We start from the raw sequence: 21,535 nt of genomic DNA, 5'->3' as shown, positions 1-21,535 counted from the left end.
TGACTCCACGCGTTTACGCCCGCCCCGCCCGCGTCGATCCTGCAGCTTCTGTCGCCGATGTGCTCGTAACTGCCCACTATTTGTCGCGACAGTTAAGAGCAAGATCGCGGAGAGTGGGGGATGGGACTCAGCCCACGGCGGTCGGTGAGGGTGGGGCGCTGCCGCCCTGGGGGGCCTCTGGGGTCATCAACCTTGTGATCTCCGCCTGGTCGGTGGGCGAGGGCAGTCCCCATTCCGGCCGGTAGCCGTACACCTCGTGCAGTGGGGTGGAACCGGTGCGGCCGTCCAGGATCTCCACGGCATCCGTGCCGATCAGGCCGGGGTGCTCCACGCCGCAGGCCTCGGCGACCCTGGTCAGGTCGCGGCGCAACGTCCGCAGGTAGTTCGCCGCCCGGACCGACTTCAACGCCGGATCCAGGCCCCGGGCCAGCCAGGCGTTCTGCGTCGCCACGCCGGTGGGGCAGGTGTCGGTGTGGCACTTCTGCGCCTGGATACAGCCGATCGACAGCATCGCCTCCCGACCCACGTTGACCATGTCGCAGCCGAGCGCGAACGCCACGACGGCGTTGTCCGGCAGGCCGAGCTTGCCGCCGCCGACGAAGACCACCCGCTCGTGCAGGTCGTGCTCGGCGAAGATCCGGTAGACCCGGGAGAAGCCCTGCTGGAACGGCAGCGACACGGAGTCGCTGAAGATGAGCGGTGCGGCGCCGGTGCCACCCTCGCCGCCGTCGATCGTCACGAAATCCACGCCTCGGCCGGTGTCGCGCATCAGGGTGGCCAGCTCCTGCCAGAAGCCCAGGTCACCGACCGCCGACTTGATGCCGACCGGCAGGCCCGTCTCGGTGGCCAACAGCTCCACCCAGTCGAGCAGACTGTCGCAGTCGGAGAACTCGGCGTGCCGGGAGGGGCTGACGCAGTCCTGTCCGGCGGGGATGCCTCGGGTGGCGGCGATCTCGGCGGACACCTTCGCCCCGGGCAGCAGCCCACCGAGGCTCGGCTTGGCGCCCTGGCTCAGCTTGATCTCCAGTGCCCGCACCGGTGCGCCGGCGACGACGTCCTTCAGCCGTTCCAGGCTGAACCGGCCGTGCTCGTCGCGGCAGCCGAAGTACGCCGTGCCGAGCTGGAAGACCAGCTCACCGCCGTTGCGGTGGTAGGGCGACAGGCCGCCCTCGCCGGTGTTCTGGAGGCAGCCGGCGAGCGCGGCCCCCTTGTTCAGCGCGGCGATGGCGTTGCCGGAGAGCGAGCCGAAACTCATCCCGGAGATGTTGACCACCGACTCCGGCCGGAAGGCGCGGGGCCGGCCCCGCGCCGCGCCGAGCACCTTCGCGCAGGGCAACCGCACGTCGTGCCCGGCGGTCGGCGACGACGGCGGCACGGCACGGCCGAACGTACGGTGCTTGATGATCGGATAACCGCGGGTGTGCTCGATGTCGTTGTCCGTGCCGAAGCCGAAGTAGTTGTTCTCCTGCTTCGCCGACGCGTACACCCAGCGCCGCTGGTCGCGGGTGAACGGCCGTTCCTCGTCGTTGCCGGCCACGATGTACTGCCGAAGCTCCGGCCCGACCGCCTCCAGCAGGTAACGGGCGCGGCCGAGCACCGGAAAGTTGCGCAGCAACGCGTGGTCACGCTGGATCAGATCCCGCGCGGCGAGCGCCGCGACGGCGGCGGCAGCAGCGGGTACGGCTCGACGGGCCCATCTCATACCGGCACTCTTTCCGCCCGCGCGGTGCGCCAAACCGGGACACGCTGGTGGCGGTACGGGGAGGTGCCCGCACCGCCACCGTGGCTCAGTGCCGCCGGAACGACTCGCGGACCGACCCGCCGACGACCGTGCACCACGTGCTCAGACTGAGCTTGCCGTTGCGAGGCAGGCCGTGCAGCGCCTGTAGGTCCTGCACGGCGGCCCGGGTGGCGTGGTCGTACGTCCCCGTGACGGTGACCGCGTACCCCTTGGTGGCCAGGATTTCCTGCACCGCCGTGACCGGCGCGCCGGTGGCGTGCTGGTTGAGCTCCGGGACCAGCGTCTCCCAGGTCGGGACGGTGAGGGTGGCGTCGACGTCCACCGGGATGCCGTTGCGGGCCTGCCAGTCCTGCACGGCCGCCACGGTCGCGGCGTCGAAGGTGCCGCTGACCGTCACCGCGTAGCCCCGGTGCGCGAGCAGGTGCTGCACGACCCGGACCGAGGGGGAGTTGACGAAGCGCCACAGGTCCGGCCAGCGCCGCGCCGGCACGTCACCCAGCCTGGTGCCGAGGGCCGCGTGGACCCGCCGCCGCAGCTCGGGGAACTGCCGGTAGAACGCCGCGCCCGGGCACTCGGTGGTACGGAAGTCCCAGTGCCCGAAAATATCGAAGGCGTGCAGCCCGTACTGCCGGCAGACGGCGACGCAGAGCTTCACCAGCGAGTCGGTAAGTGCCTTCGGCGGTGTCTCGGTGACGTAGGTGCCCTCGTTCTCGATGCCGATGGCCCGGCCGTTCTCGCCCGGACAGTGCGCCGAGACCATCTGTCGGTCGCCGGCTTCGAGGCGCTCCAGGCTGCCCCGGCGGCCCTCCAGCACGTAACCGCCGCGGCTCACCGTGAAGTGCTGGCCGGTGTCCGACCAGCCGTTGCCGTCCATGTGCAGGTCCTGGCAGTCGTGGGCCAGCTTCACCGCCTGCTCGCGGGAGTAGTCCGTGACGTTCGGGAACGCCATGTGATGCACGATGATCTTGTTGGTGGCGATGGCGCTCACCGACAGCGGGTCCTTCGGTGGGCGGGCGGCCCACTCGTCACAGCTGATGATCCAGTCCAGGTCGGTGCCCGGCGCGGCCTGCGCCACGGCGGGGAAGGCGAGCTCGCTGCCGACGACGGCGACCGTGGCGGCGCCGAGGCCGGCGCGCAGCAACGTCCGGCGGTCCATCTCGGAATGGTCGAGGTGCATTGACGTCTCCTCCTGCGGCCGACGGCGGGGGGATGAAAAGTAGCTCCAGTGGCCGCACGTACTCCGGAGAATATTGCCAAGACCCGCCCCGCGCCAGAGGGCGCCCGACCCCAACGGGCAGCCGGAAAACCGGTCGACCAAAAGATCAAGGTGCCGCTAGCGTGGCCGCTGACTCGGGGGTGGAAGATGAAACTTGGTGAGGCGCTGACCGAACGCGCCGAGGCGGCACGACGGGTCGAGCAACTGCGGGTCCGGATCAACGGCAGCGCCCGGTACCAGGAGGGCGAGCTGCCTCCGGAGGACGCGGCGGTGCTCCTGACCGAGCTGGACCAGGTCCTCGACGACCTGGAGTCACTGATCCGGCGCATCAACCGGACCAACGCGGCGGTGCCGGTCGACGACATCGGCACGCTCACCGACGCGCTGGCCCGGCGCGACGTCCTGCGGCTGCGGCACGCCGCCATCACGGCCGCCGCCGACGCCGCCGCCGGCAGCGGGCGTGGTCACGTGGCCCGGCAGCTCCGCTCCGAGCTGACGATGCTCGCCGCGCTGCCGGTCGCCGAGCTGCGGGGGCGCGCCGACGGGCTCGCCGGGCAGCTCCGCGACCTCGAGGTACGGATCCAGCGCACCAACTGGGAGGCTGACCTGCTGGACTGACCGGTTCCCGCAGCGATGTGGAGCAGGTAGCCGTCGTGGAGGCGTGTACACACAGGGCCGGGCTGCAATCCCGGCACCCTTCTTGGCGCGCGGTGGGCAGCGCGGGGTTCGACTCCCCAAGGACAACGCAGCCCCGCACCGAGGACAGGTGACACCGCAACACGTACACCACATCACCACGTACAGATCCACGACGGCGAGGGCGGGCTCGGGGCACTCCACATCGGCGCGACCGCGTGCTGTTCGCTCACCAGCACCCGGTCGTGCGGCCGACCCTGCCTGGTCGGCGTTTCCGCGGGTCGGGTCGGGGGTAGGTCCGGGGCTGACCGTTCCGGCTGCCCCACTCGTGAGGAATGAACCAGATGAGTGACAACGTCAGCGACGCGGTGGGCGACGCCCTCCGCTCGGTGATGCTCTTCCTGCCCAAGGCCGTCGCCTTCCTGGCGATCCTGGTGGCCGGTTGGCTGATCGCCAAGGCCGTCCTGAAGATCGTGGAGAAGGTCCTGGAACGGGTGGGCTTCGACCGCGCCGTCGAACGCGGCGGCATCCGTCGGGCGCTGAGTCGCTCCCGGTACGACGCCAGCGACATCGTCGCGAAGCTCGTCTACTACGCGGTGCTGCTGTTCACCCTCCAGCTCGCCTTCGGCATCTGGGGGCCGAACCCGATCTCCGACCTGCTCGCCGCGGTGATCTCGTGGCTGCCCCGCGCCTTCGTCGCGATCGTCATCGTCGTGGTCGTCGCCGCCATCGCCAACGCCGTCAAGGACATCATCAGTGGCGCCCTTGGCGGTCTGTCGTACGGCCGGGTGCTGGCCAACATCGCCTCGGTGTTCATCCTCGGTCTCGGCGTCATCGCCGCGCTGAACCAGATCGGGGTGGCCACCGCGGTCACCACGCCCGTGCTCATCGCCGTGCTGGCCACCGTCGGCGGGATCCTCGTCGTCGGTGTCGGCGGTGGCCTGATCCGCCCGATGCAGAGCCGTTGGGAGGGGTGGCTGAGCCGTGCGGAGCAGGAGTCGCAGTTGATCGCGTCGCACGCCCGCGCCTACCGGGCCGGCCGCCGCGACGCCGAGGCCGAGTTGGCCCGCCCGTCCGCTGCCACCGACCAGGACGCCGACCCGGCCCGCCGGTCGAGGCCGGTAGGCGATCCGGAGGCCACGCAGGTAGTGACCCGGCCGGCTGACCCGGAGGCGACGCAGGTGGTGACCCGGCCGGCCGACCTGCACCCGCCCCGGGTGTCGAGCCCGGCAGGCGACTCCGAAGCCACCCAGGTGGTCGGCCGGGGTGATGCGGACACGACCCAGGTCGTCACCCGGGACGCCGACACGACGCAGGTGGTCGGCCGGGGTGACGCCGACACGACGCAGGTGGTCACCCGGCACGACGCCGACACGACCCAGGTGATCAGCACCGGTGCCGGCGGCACGGTGCCCGGCCAGCGCACCGGCGACGACAGCGAGACCACCACGGTCATCCCGCCGGTCGACCCGCACCGCCGCTGACACACGGTGATGCCAGCGGGGCGGGGTCCCTTCCGGACCCCGCCCCGCGGCCCGTCTGCCCGGCACGCCGAAAGCGCTCGCCCACGCCGCGGGACGCGGCTAGCATCGCCGGCATGACCTGGCGACATTGATCCCGCAGCGTAGGCCGAAACCGTGGGCCACCACGGGCACCGCACGTCCGGTGCCCGTCTCCACCCCCACGGGAAGGCCTCATGATCCGCATCGCCTCGCGCGTGCCCGGCCCGCCGGTCCGCCGGCTGACGGCCACCCTCTACGGGTACGCGTTCCTCAGTGACCTCGTGCTGCTCTACCCGCTGTACGTGGTGTTCTTCGCCGACACCGGGCTGTCGGTGGGGCAGATCTCGTCGCTCTTCGTCATCTGGTCGGCGGCCGGCATCCTGTTCGAGGTGCCCTCCGGCGCGTGGGCCGACGTGGTGTCCCGCCGGCTGCTGCTGTGCCTCGCCCCGCTGGTGGCCGCCGCCGGTTTCGCGCTCTGGGTGTCGCTGCCGTCGTACCCGGCTTTCGCGGTCGGTTTCCTGCTCTGGGGGGCCGGCGGGGCGTTGGTCTCCGGCGCACTGGAGGCGCTGGTGTGGACCGAACTGGACCGGCTCGGCGCGGTCGACAGGTTCGCCCGCGTGCTCGGCCGCGCTCGGACGGCGGGTGTGCTGGGCGTGGTGGCCTCCGGAGTGTTCGCCGGCCCGGTGCTCGCCGCCGGCGGGTACCCGGCGGTCGCCGTGGCCAGTGTGCTCGCCTGCCTGCTCGCCGCGCTGGTCGCCACCCGACTCCCGGAGCACCGCCCACCGGCCGCCGGGCCGACGCGTCCAACGGCTGTCGGGTCGGCTGGCCCACCGGCCGAGCGGGACGACGGCGATGGTGGCCTGGGCTGGTGGGAGACGCTGCGGGCCGGTGTGACGCAGGTTCGCACGCGACCGCCGGTACGGGGCGCCGTGCTACTGGTCGCCGTGGTGGCCGCCGACTGGGGTGCGCTTGACGAGTTCACCCCGCTGCTGGCCCTGGACACCGGTGTCGGCGCACAGGTCGTGCCGCTGCTGCTCCTGCTGCTCTGGGCGGGGGTGACCATCGGCGGGCTGCTCGCCCCGGTGGGGGAGCGGCTGAGCCGCCGAGGCTACGCCGTCCTGCTGGGCCTGGTCGGCGTCGCGCTGGCCGGGGGTGCGCTGCTCCGGCATCCGACCGGTTTCGTGTTGCTCGCGGTGGCGTTCGGGGCCGCGCAACTGGCCACCGTGTTGGCCGACACGCGGCTACAGGCGAGGATCACCGGCGACAGTCGCGCCACCGTCACGTCGCTGGCGGGGATGGCCACCGACGTGCTGATCATCGGGACGTACGCCGGCTTCGGTCTCCTCGCCACGGTGGCCGGCACCTCCGTGGCGTTCGCGGTGACGGCCGGGCCGTACCTCCTCGTGGGGCTGGTGCTGCTGACCCGCCGTCGGCGCGGCGCGGCCGTGCCCACCGGCGGCACCGCGAGCGGCCCCGACTGACCAGGGCCCGGCGGCGGTGTGGTCGCCGCCGGGCCCACGCTCAGCCGGCCAGGTGCAAAAACGACCACTGGTGGCCGTCGAGGTCGCGGAAACCGCGCATGTACATCGGCCCGTTGACCGTCCCCGCCCCGAGTGACTCGCCGCCGGCGACCGCGGCCCGGTCGACCAACTCGTCGACCTGTTCCCGACTCCGCGCCGACAGGCCGACGATGACCTCCCGGCTGGTCCGCGTGTCCGTGGTGGCGACCCCGGTGTACGCCTCGAAGGCCGAGCGGAGGTGCAGCATCAGCCGCGTGTTGTCGGAGACGGTGAGCATCGTGCTGTCCCCGTCCGGCTCGGCCTGGTCGCTGGTGAAGCCGAGCGCCCGGTAGAACTCGGTGGCGGTGGTCAGGTCGCGTACCGGCAGGTTGATGAACGTCGTGGTCATCGGTGGTCTCCGTTCGATTCGAGCAGTGTCTTCAACGCGGCGAGCCGCTCCCGCCAGTACGCCTTCAGCTCGGTGGCCTGCTCGGCCCCGGTCAGCTTTTCGTGCAGGATGCTGACCCGGGCCTTCGACTCGCCGACCGCGTCGATGCCGACCACGATCCGGGTGGGTCCACCGGCCCAGTCGGCCCGGAAGCTGCGCGGGGCGGTGGCGGTGCGGACGCGCACCTGCACGTCGGGCAGCCAGCGGGTGCGTGCCGTCTCGTCGGCGAACGCCTCGAACAGCCGCGCCGCGGGCACCGCCACCGTCCGGCTGGCGCTGGCCTCGAAGCCGCCGCCGCGTCGTTGACCGGGCGCGCGCAGGCCGCGTGCCTGCTCGTACCCGACGGTGATGGTCTGCGCCCACCAACCTGGCACCTCGTGCTCGGCCACCAGGTGACGGGCGATCTGGGTGTGCGTCTGCTCGGTGGCGGCCGCGGCGTCGAGCAGGGCGAACCACCCGGCCCAGCCACGGCCGGTCCGGGCGCGGAGCAGGTCGTCGGCGATCCGCTCGGTCTGCGCGGCGGCTGCCCCCACGGCGTCGGGCCCTGCGGACGGCGCGGCGTCGGGCGCGGCGGTCTGTGCGGCGTCGGGCGCGGCGGCGGCGGGTTCCGGGGACGGCTCGGTGGCTCGATTGATCAGCTGGCGGCGGGCCGTGGTGTAGCTCTCGCCGGTCTTCGCCATCCGGGTTCGGACCCGGGCCTTGAACGATCTCTGGTTGGTCATCACATGCTCCCGGTCAACGGCACGGTCACCGGGACTCACGCTCCCGCCGACCCCGCCGGAGTGGGGCATGTGGCACCACGTCCCGAGGGCTCCAGGCCCCCTTTGCCTCCGCGTGGCCGGCGGCGTGAGCGCCGGGAGGGAGGTGCGGCGTAGGACGACGCCGACTCCCATCCTACGCCAGAACAGCCGTCAGGGCTGGTCGCCGTCGAGGTAGACCCATCGGCCGTCCTCGCGGACGAACCGGCTGCGTTCGGTCATCGTGCCGGGCCGGCCGGCGTCCCGGTAGTGGGCGTGGAACGTCACCGTGCCGGCGGTGTCGAGCAGCCCACCCCGCTCGGTGTCGACGATCTCCAGCCGGGTCCACCGCTGCTCCGGATCGAGCTGGAGGGAGTCGGGTCGGGTCGAGGAGTGCCAGCTGCGCAGCAGGTAACCGGTGTCACCCAGGGCGAAGGCGCTGAACCGGGAGCGCATCAACGCCTCGGCGGTCGGCGCCTGCGCGTCGCCGCCGTGCACGGGCGCGCAGCAGTCGGCGTACGCCTGGGCGGAGCCGCACGGGCAGGCCGGGCCCGTCGTCGCGTTCGCCCGTCGTCGTGTCGCACCCTTACCCACGCCCCCCATCCTGCCCCACCCCGACCCGCCCGCGCTCCCGCACCCCGCGCTGCGGCGGGCCGGGCGCCGGGCGGGGCGGGGGTGGTCAGAGCCAGCCGGAGCGGCGGAACAGGCGGTGCAGGGCCAGGGCGACCACGGCCATCAGGCTGAGGGCCCCGGCGTATCCGTAGCGCCAGGCCAACTCGGGCATGTGGTCGAAGTTCATGCCGTAGATGCCGGCGATGCCGGTCTGGGTGGCCGCGATGGCCGCCCACGCCGCGATCTTGCGCATGTCGTTGTTCTGTTCGACGGCGAGTTGCGCCAACCGGGACTGCACGATCGACGTGAGCAGATCGTCGTACGCGGCGACCCGGTCGACGGCCCGGGCCAGCCGACCGTCCACGTCGACGAACCAGCGGTGCAGGGTGCGTGGTGGGCCGTCGGGGTCGAGCAGCGTACGCATGGGTGCCTGGAGGGGCAGCACCGCCCGTTTGAACTCCACCACCTCCCGCTTGAGCTGGTAGATGTGCTGGATGTCGGCGCTGCGGTCGCGGGCGAACACGGCCTCCTCGACGCGTTCCAGATCCCGCTCCACGTGCCCGGCCACCTCCAGGTAGGAGTCGACCATCCGGGCGCACACCGCGTACGCCACCGCCCAGGGCCCGGCGGCCAGCAGCTCGGGACGCCGCTCGATGTCGGCGCGGACACTGCGCAGCGCCCCTGCGGCGCCGTGCCGCACGGTGATGGCGAACCGGTCTCCGAGCAGCACCATCACGTCCCCGGTGTCGATCACCTCGGAGGTGTCGGTCAGCTCGTCGTGTTCCACGTACCCGGCGGTGCGCAGCACCAACAGCGTGACCGACCCGTGCCGCTGCACGGTGGGCCGGTGCCCGTCGGACAGTGCCTGCTCGACGGTCAACTCGTCGAGGCCGAAGGTCCGACCCACCGCGGCGAGCACGGCCGGACCCGGGTCGTGCAGGCCCAGCCACACGAAGGCGTTGCGGCCGTGCCGCGCCCGGGCGTACGCGTCGGCGTAGTGCGGCTGGCCGGGCTCGCGCCGACCGTCGACGTACACGGCGCAGTCGACGACGGCGTCCGGGTTGGACCGTCGCGGGGTGGGGGAGTCGTCCTCGACCTTGCCGAGCAGTCGACGGGCCAGGGCGCGTACGCCTCGACCGGCCCGGTCCCGTACCGGTCGCTGATCCACCGCGTGTCTCCCCCGTCGTCCGCGCACCGCCCCGGTCGAGGGCATGGTGTCACCGCATTCTGCCGAGCGGGGTCGGGCGCCCGACAGGCGGGCGACTGTGCTCAGGCGGTGCGGGTGGCGAAGACGACGACGTTGTCGACGTAGTTGCCGGTCGTCGCGTCGAACCGGCCGCCGCAGGTGATCAGGCGTAGTCCGGCGGCGTCCGCCGGACCGTAGACGAGCGTGGTGGGGAAGTGCTCCTTCGGGTACGCCCGGACGTCCTCCACGGTGAACGTGGTGACCTGCGCGTCGGCGCGGGTGATCCGAATCTGCTCGCCGCTGCGCAGCCGACCGAGGTCGAAGAAGACCGCCGGGCCGGCGGGTGAGTCGACGTGTCCCACCAGCACGGCGTTGCCGGTCTCGCCGGGGCTGACCCCGTGCCGGTACCAGCCGGCGAGGGTGGGTCGATCCAGTGGTGGCACCTCCAGCACGCCGGTGGCGTCCGCGCCGACCGGGATGACCTCCGCGCGTACGCCGATGGCGGGGATCTGCACCCGGACCGGCGCGGCCCGGGGCAACGGTGCCAGGTCCGGTGCGGGGTGGATGCGTCGGGGCGCGTCGGCCGGTGGCCGTGGTGGCCGCGTCGGGTCGCTGGTGAGGCCGACGGTGATCAGCCCCAGCCCGGTCACGCCGAGCAGGGCGACCACGGCCGGTAGGGTCCGCCGCCACCACACGTGGGCACCTCCCGTACGGCATCGTCGGGGTGCCCGCTCCGGTGTCACCGGCGCGGGCACCCGTCCTCAGGGATGGAACGGTCGCCGATCAGGCGACAGTGGACACCGGACGTCGCCGGCGGATCAGGACCACCGCGCCGGCGAGGGCGGTGCCGAGCAGCGTCCCACCGGCGGCAAGGGCGCCGGTGTCGCGGCTGTCACCGCCGGAGCCGGCCGGTGCGCCACCGATCGGGGTGACGGTGAACGTCGCGGTGCCGGCGGAGCTGCCGTCGCCGCAGGTCGCCGCCACCGTGTACGTGCCCAGGGTGAATCCGGCGGTGAAGAGTTCGGCGCTGAGACCGCCGCCGGCGGCGGCCGTGGTGGATCGGACGTTCTCGTCGCGGTTGGGGCCGGTGACCCGGAAGAGGGCGTCACCCGACTTCGGGTTGCAGGTCGTCGCGGTGAGCACGACGGTCCCACCGACCGGGGTGGTGGCCGGCGACACGGTGGTGTCGGCCAGTGCGGCGCCTGGCAGCAGGAGCGTGCCGAGGCCCACGCCGAGCGCCGCCGAGCAGAGTGCTGTTGAGACCTTCATACGCGTCTTCCCTCACTTTTCGTCCGCTGACTGCGTGGGACGTCGTTCGGGTGGCCAACTCCGTGACTAGCACCGGTGTGCCCAACACTAGGTGGGTTGGGTCCTCGATCAGGTGAAAATGAGAAATCCTCGTTGCCGTCACGTGTCCACCCGAAGGCCGGGAGAACTGCGGGCTGTCTCGGCTGGGCCGATGGCGAGGTATTGCCGGCGACGGCGGAAATGCGAGAGCCTGCGTCGTCCCCCAGGATCCGCAAAGAACAGGGATGGAGGGGCCTCGCGCGTGATTTCGGCTCGCGTCAGTGGGCGGAATTCGCCGAGGTCGGTGCGGGGATCGGTTCGCCGGTCTCCACCAGGGTCTTGAGGCTGGCCAGCAGTTCGGGCCAGCCACCGCTGCCGTCAAGCTGCCCGCTGACCGCCCGGTGCATCTCGCTGTCCGGGGAGAAATCATCGTGGATGACCGTCAATCGGACCGCCGAGTCGCCGTGCGGTTCGATCTCGAAGGTCACCTTCGACCGGCGCTCGCCCAGCCGCGCCGCCAGATCCTCGGGTGACCAGCCGAAGTGCTCGGCGTGCTCGGGCTGGAAGCCGTGCCAACTGTAGGACAGGCGACGGTACGGCTCGGCGACGAGCACCCGCTGACCGAGATCGCGTGGCTCGCCGTCGGGCGCGTCCTGCCACAGCACCGGCGACCCGACCTGCCAGTCCGACACCAGCGCGACCCCACCCCAGTAGCGGCGGGTGAACGCTGGCTCGGTGAGCGCGGCCCAGAGGCGTTGCGGGGTGGTGGTGACGTACGTGGTGTAGGTGAACGTCGGGCTCTCCACGGGATGTCGCTCCAATGCTGTGGTCAGGTCCGCGAGCGCAGCGGCCCGCTGGCGGTCGTAGCGGCTGAGCCACCGGTCGGCGATGGCGTTGATCGGGGCGGCGTTGAGGTAGTGCAACTTCTCCCTGCCCCTGCGCACGGTGGTGACGAGGTCGGCTGCCTCCAGCACCGACAGGTGCTTGCTGACCGCCTGCCGGGTGGTCTGCAGTGCGGCGGTGAGTTCCCGCAGGGTCTGGCCGTTGCGTTCGTTGAGCTGGTCGAGCAGTCGACGTCGGCTGGGATCGCCCAACGCGCGGAACGTCTCGTCCATCGACCCTCCCCCGACAGGCAACCCATTGGTTGCCTGTCAACGTAGGCAACCGGTGGGTTGCCTGTCAATCCGGCTGCGGGTGGCCCTCTGCCGACGGGATGATCTCCGCCGCCTCCCGGTCCCGCGGTCGCCCGCCCCGGTGGCCTGAGCACCCGCCCCGGTGGCGGCGCGCGCCCGGCCCGCCGGTGTGACAGCGTGAAGCGGTGACCGATCCCGCGCCGCTCGACGTCGACCTCGCGCTGCTCGGTGGCGGCGGCGCGGCCTCGCTGCTGCTCGCCGCACTGGACCGGCACGGTGTCCACGGGCTGCGGGTCGCCGTCGTCGACCCGGTCCGCCGGCGCGGTCAGGACCGCACCTGGGCGTTCTGGGGCCACCCCGACACCGACCTGGACCCGCTGCTCAGCGCGAGCTGGCAGCAGGTCGAGGTGGCCACGGCGGCCCGCCGCCGCGTCCTGGACCTCACCCCGCTGCGGTACGCCATGCTGCGCTCCGGCCCGGTCTACGACCGGGCTGCCGAGGCCGAGAGCCGGCTGAACGCCACCCGGATCGTCGCCCCCGCCGACACGGTGACCGACGACGGCACCCGGGTGCGGGTGCGCGTCGGCGACGGGCGGACCGTGCGGGCCGGCTGGGTGCTCGACTCCCGCCCCCGCCCACCGGCACGGGCCGGGCGGACCACCTGGTTGCAGCACTTTCGCGGCTGGTGGTTGGAGGCCGACCGGCCCGTCTTCGACCCGGCGCGGGCGGTCCTGATGGACTTCCGGACCCCGCAGCCGCCCCGGGGCGTGTCCTTCGGGTACGTGCTGCCGGTCAGCGACCGGTACGCCCTGGTCGAGTACACCGAGTTCTCGCCCCACCTGCTCACCGACGCCGGGTACGACACGGCGCTCGCCGGCTACCGGGACCTGCTCGGGCTCGAACCGACCGGGCTGCGGCTGCGCGAGGTGGAGAACGGGGTGATCCCGATGACCGACGCCCCGTTCCCGGCCCGGCCGTCGCCCCGCGTGGTCCGGCTCGGCACGGCTGGTGGTGCGACCCGCCCGTCCACCGGCTTCACCTTCTCCGCCATGTACCGCCAGGCCGACCAGGTGGCCCGCGCCCTCGCGGCGGGTCGACCGCCGGTGCCGCGGACGGCGTACCCGCGCCGGCACCGCTGGATGGACGCGGTGGCGTTGCGGGCGCTGGACCGGGGCGGGGTGGGTGGTCCGGAGTTCTTCGACCGGCTCTTCGACCGCAACCCGGCCGAGCGGGTGCTGCGCTTCCTCGACGGCGCCACCACCCCGGCCGAGGAGGTCGCGATCATGAACTCCACCCGACTGCTGCCCATGATCACCGCCACCGCCGGCGACGCGGCGCACCGCGTTCGCGACCGGCTGCGCCCGACCCGCCCCGCACCGGCCGTCCCGCCCGCCGTGGTGGGCGACCCGCTGGGCTCGGAGCCCGGGCGGACGGAGCACGCCATCTGACCTGACCGGCGTCCATCTCCTGCGCCACCTGTAGAGCTGCCCCGGGAGTGGGGCACCCAAATGCGGTGCCGGCCCTGACCTCGGGGTGCCGGCCTCCTGGCCTCGGCGTGCCGGCTCCCCGGCCTCGGCGTGCCGGGGCCCCGCGCGGGGAGGACGAGGTCGTCGCCCGGTAGGTTGCCGGGCATGGTGGACGCGGCGGCCGGCAGGGGCGTGCAGATCTGGACCGACGGGGCGTGCAGTGGCAACCCCGGGCCGGGCGGTTGGGGTGCGCTGCTGCGCTACGGCGACCACGAGCGGGAGTTGTGCGGCGGTGAGGCCACGCCGACCACCAACAACCGGATGGAGCTGATGGCGGCCATCCAGGCCTTGGAGAGCCTGAACCGGCCGGTCACCGTGGAGTTGCACACCGACAGCACGTACGTGCGCAACGGCATCACCAGTTGGCTGGCGTCGTGGAAGCGCAACGGCTGGCGGACCGCCGCGAAGCAGCCGGTGAAGAACGCCGACCTGTGGCAGCGGCTGGAGGCGGCCTGTGAGCGGCACGAGGTCACCTGGCTGTGGGTCAAGGGGCACAACGGTCATCCGGAGAACGAGCGGGCCGACGGGCTCGCCAACAAGGGCATGACCGAGGCCCGGAGCGCGCTGACCAGCCGCTGAGCCCGGCTCAGCGGGTCGCGTCCGGGTGCCCTGGCATGCTGGAACCCCCGCCGCTACTGCCGGACGAACCACCGGCGACGCCCGAGTTGTCGGGCTCGGTCACGATGTCCGGCCGGACGTCGGTGTCCGCCGGTGCGGGGATCTCGGTGTCCGCCTCGACCTGCACCAGCGGCACCTGGCCGGCCTCGTCCTCGCTGTGCTGCGGGTCGCCCGGCAGCTCACCGTCGCGCTTTCGGTAGCCCACGCCGTGCCCCCCGTCGATGCCGGTCCGCGTCGGCGCTGGCTACCCGGCGTCGTCCCGCCCGAAACCTCCGACCAGCGGCGTCGGCGGCGGGCGGATTAGCGGCGTCGGCGTCGGTCGGAGTGGGCGACCAGGGGTGGCGGGTCAGCGGCGTCGGCCGCGGGGACCAGCGGCGTCTGTGTCGGTCGGAGGTGGTCGACCAGTGGAGGTGGTCGACCAACGGCGGCGGGGGTCAGCGGCGTCGGCGGCGGGCGGTGGCGGGGGATCGGGTTGGCTGGCGGACCGGGGTGAGGGGCAGTGCCGTCCAGTGCGCCGGCCGGGTGCGCGTCTCGGGCAGGCCGGTGTGTGTGTCGCCCCGGGCGGCGTCGAGCTGGGTCTGGTGCAGGAAGAGCGTGCGCCGCAGGTCCGCGCCCCGCACGTCGGCCCCGCGCAGGTCCGCGCCGGTGACGTCGGCCAGGCTCAGGTCCGCCCCCCGCAGGTCGGCGCCGATCAGCAGCGCCCCGCGCAGGTTGGCCCGGCGCAGGTCGACCCGGCGCAGGTCGGCGCCGAGCAGGTGGGCACCCCGATGGTCGGCACCCGCGGGGGAGCGGGACGCGTCGCTGGCCCGGGACAGCAGCGGGTTGACCCGGTCCCGATGCGCGACGACATCCACCGCGCCCAGGTGCGTCGGGTCAGCATGGGTGAGTGCGGCGGTCTCGGCGCGGGCGTGCTCCAGCTCGGCGCGCAGGTCGGCGGGCAGGCGCAGCGCCACCGCCTCGGTGAGGAACCAGAGCAGCTCGTGCAGCGGTCGCAGCACCGCGAACGCCTGCGCCATCGCCGGCAGAGTCTCCGGCGCGTCGCGCCAGTCCCGTCCGCCGAAGGTGACCTGGGCGACCTGCTGACCGGCGCCGAAGCAGTCGAACACCGTACAGCCGGGGAACCCACGTTGCCGCAGCTCGGCGTGGATGCCGCAGCGGTGGTCCCGGCGCAGGTGGGGGCAGGGCTGCCCGGCGGGCTTGTCGATGGCGAAGTCGGCGGACGCGGCGAACGCGGGCACCACGCAGCACAGCCCGAAGCAGCGTTCGCAGTCGGCGCGCAGCTGCGCCGGCCCGGCTGGCGGTGCGGGGGTGGGCGACACGCGGATGGTCCTCCTGGCAGTCACGGTGGGCCACCATTGTTTCCCGCGCGCCGCCGATCGGGTGCGCCGGGGGTCACCGTCCGTGCGCGTCGCGGGGTGCCGGAGGACGCGGGCTGCCCGGGGGCGGGACCAGGCGGTAGATCTCCCGTTCCCCGTCGCCGTGGCCGTACTTCTGGTCGAAGTGCCGTTTCACGGCGGCGACCGGCGGGTGGTCGCCGTCGGATGGCTCGGCCAGCGTGAACACCGCGGGGGCCGCTCCCGGCGAGCGGGGTGGCAGGGCGGCCCGCATGGTCACCAGCCCGGTCACCCGGAACCGGCGGCAGTCGACGTAGTGCTGCCCGTCGACAGTCGCGTACGGCACCCGCACCTCGACCACGTCCGAGTCCTCGTGGCGCAGGGTGACCGTGACCGACCAGTACCGCTCCAGGTCCAGGGTGGCCTGCTCGTGCTCCCACAGCTCCTCGAACCGGGCGTGCACGAACCCGCCCCACGGGCTGTCCATGTCCACCTCGAGCTGCGGAACGTTGAACGACAACTTCCCGATCGGGAAGAACGAGATGAGCGCCCGCCCGTCCCACTGGTAGAGCTGGATCGACGGGGACGCGTCGTAGAGCCGGACCTGTAGGCGCTGCCGCAGCCGCGAGTCGAGGGCGTCGGTGAAGGCGGCCAGGTGCCGCAGGTTGGTGCGGATCTGTCGGGGGACGTCCACCCGCTGGCGTTCCAGCTCCTCGGAGCGTTGCTGCGCGGCGGTGCAGTCCGGGTCGAGCAGCAGCAACTGCACCTGGGCGCCGTTGCCGAGCGCCGTGCGGATCGCGGTCAGGGTGTCCTCGCGGTGCCGCTGCTCCAGCAGGATCGTCCAGGTGTCGAGGATGCGCACGCGGCGGCCGGAGCGGTGCAGCCGGGTCACGAACGCCTGCTGGTCGAAGCTCAGGTGCTCCTGCACCCGCGCCTTGCGCGCCTCCTCGAACAGCGGGTCGAAGATGACGTACGAGATGGCCGCGAGCACCACGCTGGCACCGAGGTTGAGCAGCAGGTCGCTGAGGAAGCCGGTGGTGCGCCAGGCCGCCACCAGCATGAGGGCGGCGCTCACGAGCAGCGGCCCTCCGACGGCGAAGGCGCGTCGTTGCCGCCCGCCCTGACCAGCCCACCCGGGCATCCGGTCTCCCTCCACCGTCGGCCGGCCCCGCCGCCTACTGATCACCGGAATGCGGAGAATACGTGCCGGCTTTGCCGCCCGCTGTCCCGTTCGGGGACTGCCGGTTTCGCCGCCCGCACCGCCGCCACCGCGCACAGGGCGACGGTAACCGAGCCGGACGACTGCGGAGGGTAGGCGCGATGGACGACGGCGACCGTGCGAAGGCCCTGACCACCGAGCACTTCGCGGGACAGACCTCCCGAGCGACGGCCGGCGTCCGCGCTGACGGCCCGGACTCGACCTCGGGGATGTCCCGGACCGGCCCCGGAAAGCCGGCCGGTCGGCTGGTCGCCGCCTCGATAAGAAGAGAAGCTACATGTAGTGACTCTTCTGGAGGTGGATGTCGTGCCTGCTCGACGACGACCCGTGGTCCGGGTGCTCATCGGTGTGCTTGTCGGCGTACTGCTGCTCGGTGCCGGCCTCGCCGTGGGTGCCTGGACGCTGACCCGACCCACCGACACCGTCGGTGCGGTCAGCTTCGCCCGCCCGCTGGCCGTGCCGCCGCTGGCCGAGTCCCGGTTGGACGACCGGGGTCAGCGGGTCTTCGACCTGGTCGCGCAGGAGGGTCGGCGTGACTTCCGTGGCGACGGGCGGACCACGGCCACCGCAGGGTTCAACGGTGCCTTTCTCGGCCCGACACTGCGCGCCAGGCGCGGCGAGCAGGTGCGGGTGAACGTGGCCAACACGCTGGGCCAGGAGACCAACGTGCACTGGCACGGCATGCACCTGCCGGCCCGGATGGACGGCGGCCCACACCAACTCGTCCGCCCGGGTGACACCTGGTCACCCACCTGGCGGGTGGACCAGCCGGCCGCGACCCTCTGGTACCACCCGCATCCGCACGGCGCCACGGAGGACCACGTCTACCGCGGCCTCGCCGGCATGTTCATCCTCGACGACGAGCGGGAGACGGCGCTGCCGCTGCCACGCACCTACGGGGTGGACGACGTGCCGGTGATCGTCCAGGATCGCAGCTTCTCCGGCAGCGGCCAGTTCGACAAGACCCGCAACGCGTTCGCCGGCGTCGGCGTGCTGGGCGACACCCTGCTGGTCAACGGCACCGTCGGGCCCTACCTGGACGTGCGTACCCAGCGGGTGCGCCTGCGCCTGCTCAACGCCTCCACCGCGCGGACGTACGACTTTGGGCTCTCCGACAACCGGCCGTTCGCGCTGATCGGCACCGACGGAGGACTGCTGGCCCGGACGGCCCGGTTGACCCGGGTACGACTCTCACCCGGGGAGCGGGCGGAGATCGTGGTGGACGTCCGGCCGGGGGAGCGGGTGACGCTGCGCAGCACACCGCCCGACCTGGGTATCGGCGGACTGTCCCGGCGCTCGGCCGGCGGCGCCGACCGGTTCGACGTGCTGCAACTGCGCGCCGCCGACACCCTCGCCCCCGCCCCGCCGGTGCCGGACGACCTCGTGCCGGTGGATCGGCTGGACGCGGGCACCGCGGTCACCACCCGGCGGCTGGAGTTTCGGGGGCGGGGCATCAACGGCCAGTCGATGCGGATGGACCGGATCGACTTCGCCGTCACCCGGGACAGCACCGAGGTCTGGGAGGTGCTCAATGCCGACGGCACCCCGCACAACTTCCACGTCCACGACGTGCAGTTCCAACTGCTCACGGTGGACGGCGCGGCACCGCCGCCGGAACTGGCCGGATGGAAGGACACCATCTTCCTGCCCCCGCACCGGCCGATGCGGATCGTGCTGCGGTTCACCGACCACAGCGACCCGAACCTGCCCTACATGTACCACTGCCACCTGCTCTGGCACGAGGACGCCGGGATGATGGGGCAGTTCGTCGTCGTCGATCCGGGCCAGGCGCAGGGTCGGCCGCCCACGCACACCGGTCACGGGGACCATGACTGATCGGCCGGGGGCGTACGGTCGCCGGATGCGGGTCACCCGATTCACCCACTCGTGCGTCCGCGTCGAGCACGACGGCGGGGTGCTGGTCGTCGACCCGGGCACGTGGAGTGAGCCTCGTGCCCTGGTCGGCGCGGACGCCGTCTTGGTCACCCACGAACACACCGACCACGTGGACGTGCTGCGCCTGGCCGGCTTGGGCGTCCCCGTGTACGCCCCGGAGGGTGCCCGACTGCCGGATCTCGCTCCGCTGCCGGTCACCAGGGTCAGCGCCGGGCAGCGCTTCACGGCGGCCGGCATCGCGGTCAGCGCCCACGGTGGTCGGCACGCGTTCATCCACGAGGGCCAGCCGGACTGCCCCAACCTCGGCTACCTGATCGGCGACGGGCTCTACCACCCGGGCGACGCGCTGCACGTGCCGGGCGAGCCGGTGCACACCCTGCTCGTCCCGGCCCAGGGGTCGTGGCTGCGCCTGGACGAGGCGATCCGGTTCGCCGGTGCCGTGGGTGCCGCCGCGGCGTACCCGATCCACGACGCGCAGCTCAACGAGCGGGGCCTGGCCAGCGTCGCCGGCTGGTTCGGCGAGACGATCCCCGGCTACCGTCACCTCGTCCCCGGCGACACCGCCTGACCGACGTCGCCACCGGAGGTCTCGGCGCTGAAGCGGGGCGCGGCGCCGGTCAGCACCGCGTGGCTCGTCGGCGCCTGCGGGCGACGGCGAGGTGGCCGGCCGTCCGCCGCGCCACGTCGGCGGTGGCGGTGATGCCGGTGGCGTGGACCACGCCGGCGACCAGATCGGGGTACGCGGCGCGAAGCTGCGCCGAATGCTCGAACCGCACGGCACACTCCTATCGTTGGGTGAGGGCGAGCGTCACGCCGAGCGCGACGAACGTGCCGGCGACGGATCGACGCAGCCAGTCGGTGACCCGGGGTCGGGTCAGCACCCGGTCCCGCAGCCGGGCCGCGAAGATGCCGTAGCCGCTGAACACCACGAAGGTGAGCAGCATGAACACCGCGCCGCAGGCGAGCATCGCCTGGGTCGAGCCGACCGCGGAGTCGCCGACGAACTGCGGCAGGAACGCGACGAAGAACAGCGTCGGCTTCGGGTTGAGCAGGTTGACCACCACGCCGGAGACGATCACCCGGGTCGCCGAGCGGGGTGTGTCGTCGGCCGTCGGCGCGAATGCGCTGCGGTCGCGTGCGGCGGACCAGGCCAGGTAGAGCAGGTAACCGACACCGAGGTACCGGACGATGTCGAACGCGACGGCGCTGGTCTGCAACAGCGCGGCGAGCCCGGTCATCGCCGCCAGCAGGTGCGGCAGCGTGCCCAGTGTGCAGGCGAACGCGGCCAGCACGCCGGCTCGGGCGCCCCGGGACAGCCCGGCGGAGAGGGTGAAGAACACCCCGGTGCCGGGGGTGACCACCACGATCAGCGTGGTGATCAGGAACGGGATGGTCACGATCGTCCTCCGGCGGAGTTGACGGGTCTGGCTCCTGCTCACCCTGCTGCCACAATGGCCCGATGGGCAGAGCCAAACCGATGGCATCCGAAAGGTCCATATCGGCTGGGTCCGATTTCCTGCACCTGAGCGTCACGGACGCGGCGCCGGGCGGGCGCACCGACTGGCTGACCGACCGGCTGCGGCAGGCCATCGCCGAGGGGCGGGTGCCGGTCGGCCAACGGTTGCCACCCACCCGGGTGCTCGCCGCCGACCTCGGTGTCTCCCGGGGGGTGGTCACCGAGGCGTACCAGCGCCTGGCCGAGGAGGGGCACATCTCCGGTCGGGGCCGGGCCGGAACGGTTGTCGTCGGTGCGCCGGCCGCGCCCACACCCGCCCCGGCCGCCGCGCCGGCACCCGTCGCGACCTTCCCGCCGGCACCGAGCACCGACATCTTCGAGGCGGTACGCGCGGCGCACGCGACGATCGACCTGACGCCCGGCGTACCCGACCTGACCGCCTTTCCCCGCGCGGACTGGCTGCGCGCCGAACGGACCGTGCTGCGCCGGCTCGCCGCGGCCGACCTCGGCTACGGCGACCCGTGCGGCGCGCCGGCGCTGCGACAGGCCGTCGCGGCCTGGTTGGCCCGCAACCGCGGTATCAGCGTCGACCCCACCGACGTGATCATCGTGGCCGGCGTCTCCCAGGCGCTCGGGCTGCTCGCCCAGGCGCTCACCGCTGTCGGCGTCGACCGGATCGGGGTCGAGGACCCGGGCTCGTTGGGCGTCCGGCAGCACCTGAACAACTGGCGGATGGACACCCCGCCGATCATTGTCGACGACGCCGGGCTGCGGGTCGACGAGTTGACCGCCAGCGGTGTGCCGGCCGTGATGCTCACCCCCGCACACCAGTTCCCGACCGGCGTCGTGCTCGACGGTGACCGTCGCCGCCAGCTCGTCGCCTGGGCGCGGGCCGGCGGCCTGATCATCGAGGACGACTACGACGCCGAGCACCGCTACGACCGTCCCCCGGTGCCGGCGCTGCGGGGCCTGCTGCCCGAGCAGGTCTGCTACGCCGGCAGCGTCTCCAAACTGCTCGCCCCCGCCCTGCGGGTCGGCTGGCTGCTCGTGCCATCGCGACTGCGCGAGGCGGTGGTGACCGCCAAGCGCAACGCCGACCTGGGCAACGCCGTGCTACCGCAACTGGTGCTGGCGGAGCTGCTGACCTCCGGCGCCTTCGAGCGGCATCTGCGGCTGCTCCGCCGCCGACACATCCGCCGGCGGGACGCCATGATCGCCGCACTGGCCCGCGCGGTGCCGTCGGCGACGGTGCACGGCGCCGCCGCCGGCCTGCACCTGATGATCACGCTGGACGACGCCGTGGTCGACACCGAGCTGGCGCAGGCCACGCTGGCGCGTGGGGTGAAGGTGCAACCGCTGTCCTGGCACTGCCAACGTCCCTACCGGCCGGGCCTCGTGCTCGGCTACGCGGCCCGTACGACGACCGAGATCGACGAGGGCATTGCCCAGATCGCCGCCGCGCTCGGTGGCCGCCGTCGGCCCTCCTGAG

The 21,535-nt window shown here is 72.8% G+C and carries 22 protein-coding genes; 8 read left to right on the top strand and 14 right to left on the bottom strand.

What is annotated here, in order from left to right:
* Positions 1-127: 127 nt before the first annotated feature.
* Both ACGFIQ_RS18870 and ACGFIQ_RS18865 read right to left on the bottom strand, forming a co-directional pair.
* A complete protein-coding gene (locus tag ACGFIQ_RS18870; protein ID WP_393245138.1) occupies positions 128-1,702 on the bottom strand; it encodes a glutamate synthase-related protein in 1,575 nt (524 codons plus the stop codon).
* Between the two features lie 85 nt (positions 1,703-1,787).
* On the bottom strand, positions 1,788-2,918 hold the full coding sequence (locus tag ACGFIQ_RS18865) for a peptidoglycan-binding protein (protein WP_393245136.1): 1,131 nt from the start codon (positions 2,916-2,918) through the stop codon (positions 1,788-1,790).
* Between the two features lie 186 nt (positions 2,919-3,104).
* On the opposite strand from ACGFIQ_RS18865, the gene ACGFIQ_RS18860 reads away from it, so the two are divergent.
* The 3 genes from ACGFIQ_RS18860 (at position 3,105) to ACGFIQ_RS18850 (ending at position 6,576) form a co-directional block, all read left to right on the top strand.
* A complete protein-coding gene (locus tag ACGFIQ_RS18860) occupies positions 3,105-3,575 on the top strand; it encodes a DIP1984 family protein (RefSeq protein WP_393245134.1) in 471 nt (156 codons plus the stop codon).
* A gap of 362 nt (positions 3,576-3,937) precedes the next feature.
* Entirely contained in the window at positions 3,938-5,077 is a 1,140-nt protein-coding gene (locus ACGFIQ_RS18855; RefSeq protein WP_393245132.1) for a hypothetical protein, read from the top strand.
* A gap of 212 nt (positions 5,078-5,289) precedes the next feature.
* On the top strand, positions 5,290-6,576 hold the full coding sequence (locus ACGFIQ_RS18850; protein ID WP_393245130.1) for an MFS transporter: 1,287 nt from the start codon (positions 5,290-5,292) through the stop codon (positions 6,574-6,576).
* Between the two features lie 40 nt (positions 6,577-6,616).
* On the opposite strand, the gene ACGFIQ_RS18845 is transcribed toward ACGFIQ_RS18850, so the two are convergent.
* From ACGFIQ_RS18845 to ACGFIQ_RS18815, 7 genes are all read right to left on the bottom strand, one after another.
* A complete protein-coding gene (locus ACGFIQ_RS18845) occupies positions 6,617-7,003 on the bottom strand; it encodes a VOC family protein (protein ID WP_393245128.1) in 387 nt (128 codons plus the stop codon).
* Positions 7,000-7,764: a hypothetical protein gene (locus tag ACGFIQ_RS18840; protein WP_393245126.1), complete on the bottom strand. Its 765-nt coding sequence runs from the start codon at positions 7,762-7,764 to the stop codon at positions 7,000-7,002. The genes ACGFIQ_RS18845 and ACGFIQ_RS18840 overlap by 4 nt, the downstream gene beginning before the upstream one ends.
* A gap of 189 nt (positions 7,765-7,953) precedes the next feature.
* Positions 7,954-8,373, bottom strand: coding sequence for a YchJ family protein (locus ACGFIQ_RS18835; protein ID WP_393245124.1), 420 nt, complete (start codon positions 8,371-8,373; stop codon positions 7,954-7,956).
* An 85-nt stretch (positions 8,374-8,458) separates the two neighbouring features.
* Complete coding sequence (locus tag ACGFIQ_RS18830) at positions 8,459-9,559, bottom strand: magnesium and cobalt transport protein CorA (RefSeq protein ID WP_393245122.1); 1,101 nt, start codon at positions 9,557-9,559, stop codon at positions 8,459-8,461.
* Positions 9,560-9,660: 101 nt separating this feature from the next.
* Entirely contained in the window at positions 9,661-10,272 is a 612-nt protein-coding gene (locus ACGFIQ_RS18825) for a class F sortase (RefSeq protein ID WP_393245120.1), read from the bottom strand.
* 88 nt (positions 10,273-10,360) lie between these two features.
* Positions 10,361-10,846: a hypothetical protein gene (locus ACGFIQ_RS18820; protein WP_357523608.1), complete on the bottom strand. Its 486-nt coding sequence runs from the start codon at positions 10,844-10,846 to the stop codon at positions 10,361-10,363.
* A 296-nt stretch (positions 10,847-11,142) separates the two neighbouring features.
* Positions 11,143-11,979: an ArsR/SmtB family transcription factor gene (locus tag ACGFIQ_RS18815; RefSeq protein WP_393245117.1), complete on the bottom strand. Its 837-nt coding sequence runs from the start codon at positions 11,977-11,979 to the stop codon at positions 11,143-11,145.
* 203 nt (positions 11,980-12,182) lie between these two features.
* On the opposite strand from ACGFIQ_RS18815, the gene ACGFIQ_RS18810 reads away from it, so the two are divergent.
* A complete protein-coding gene (locus tag ACGFIQ_RS18810) occupies positions 12,183-13,445 on the top strand; it encodes a lycopene cyclase family protein (protein WP_393245115.1) in 1,263 nt (420 codons plus the stop codon).
* Positions 13,446-13,628: 183 nt separating this feature from the next.
* Positions 13,629-14,102 carry a ribonuclease HI gene (gene rnhA, locus ACGFIQ_RS18805; RefSeq protein WP_357078479.1) on the top strand — a complete coding sequence of 158 codons (474 nt, stop codon included), beginning with the start codon at positions 13,629-13,631 and terminating at the stop codon, positions 14,100-14,102.
* Positions 14,103-14,109: 7 nt separating this feature from the next.
* Here rnhA and ACGFIQ_RS18800 read toward each other — a convergent pair whose 3' ends face one another.
* From ACGFIQ_RS18800 to ACGFIQ_RS18790, 3 genes are all read right to left on the bottom strand, one after another.
* The gene (locus tag ACGFIQ_RS18800; RefSeq protein ID WP_393245113.1) at positions 14,110-14,346 is read right to left on the bottom strand and encodes a preprotein translocase YidC; all 237 of its coding nucleotides are present in this window, start codon (positions 14,344-14,346) and stop codon (positions 14,110-14,112) included.
* A 229-nt stretch (positions 14,347-14,575) separates the two neighbouring features.
* Positions 14,576-15,460: a pentapeptide repeat-containing protein gene (locus ACGFIQ_RS18795; protein ID WP_393245458.1), complete on the bottom strand. Its 885-nt coding sequence runs from the start codon at positions 15,458-15,460 to the stop codon at positions 14,576-14,578.
* 73 nt (positions 15,461-15,533) lie between these two features.
* Positions 15,534-16,616, bottom strand: coding sequence for a DUF5919 domain-containing protein (locus ACGFIQ_RS18790; protein WP_393245111.1), 1,083 nt, complete (start codon positions 16,614-16,616; stop codon positions 15,534-15,536).
* A gap of 384 nt (positions 16,617-17,000) precedes the next feature.
* Here ACGFIQ_RS18790 and ACGFIQ_RS18785 point away from each other — a divergent pair, with 384 nt between their 5' ends.
* Together ACGFIQ_RS18785 and ACGFIQ_RS18780 are read left to right on the top strand one after the other, a co-directional pair.
* Entirely contained in the window at positions 17,001-18,530 is a 1,530-nt protein-coding gene (locus tag ACGFIQ_RS18785; RefSeq protein WP_393245109.1) for a multicopper oxidase family protein, read from the top strand.
* Between the two features lie 25 nt (positions 18,531-18,555).
* The gene (locus ACGFIQ_RS18780) at positions 18,556-19,158 is read left to right on the top strand and encodes an MBL fold metallo-hydrolase (RefSeq protein ID WP_393245107.1); all 603 of its coding nucleotides are present in this window, start codon (positions 18,556-18,558) and stop codon (positions 19,156-19,158) included.
* Positions 19,159-19,207: 49 nt separating this feature from the next.
* Here the strand turns inward: ACGFIQ_RS18780 and ACGFIQ_RS18775 are convergent, their stop codons facing one another.
* Both ACGFIQ_RS18775 and ACGFIQ_RS18770 read right to left on the bottom strand, forming a co-directional pair.
* The gene (locus ACGFIQ_RS18775) at positions 19,208-19,366 is read right to left on the bottom strand and encodes a hypothetical protein (RefSeq protein WP_393245105.1); all 159 of its coding nucleotides are present in this window, start codon (positions 19,364-19,366) and stop codon (positions 19,208-19,210) included.
* 9 nt (positions 19,367-19,375) lie between these two features.
* Positions 19,376-19,987 (bottom strand): LysE family translocator, encoded by a 612-nt coding sequence (locus ACGFIQ_RS18770; RefSeq protein WP_393245103.1) that lies wholly within the window; start codon positions 19,985-19,987, stop codon positions 19,376-19,378.
* A 62-nt stretch (positions 19,988-20,049) separates the two neighbouring features.
* On the opposite strand from ACGFIQ_RS18770, the gene ACGFIQ_RS18765 reads away from it, so the two are divergent.
* A complete protein-coding gene (locus ACGFIQ_RS18765; protein WP_393245101.1) occupies positions 20,050-21,534 on the top strand; it encodes a PLP-dependent aminotransferase family protein in 1,485 nt (494 codons plus the stop codon).
* The last annotated feature ends 1 nt before the right edge of the window (position 21,535 follow it).

The sequence above is a fragment of the Micromonospora sp. NPDC048898 genome (assembly GCF_043198035.1).
In the GTDB taxonomy this organism is placed as follows: Bacteria; Actinomycetota; Actinomycetes; order Mycobacteriales; family Micromonosporaceae; genus Micromonospora.
The sequence above is the reverse complement of the archived record's forward strand: the minus strand, read 5'-3'. Positions and strand labels throughout refer to the sequence as shown.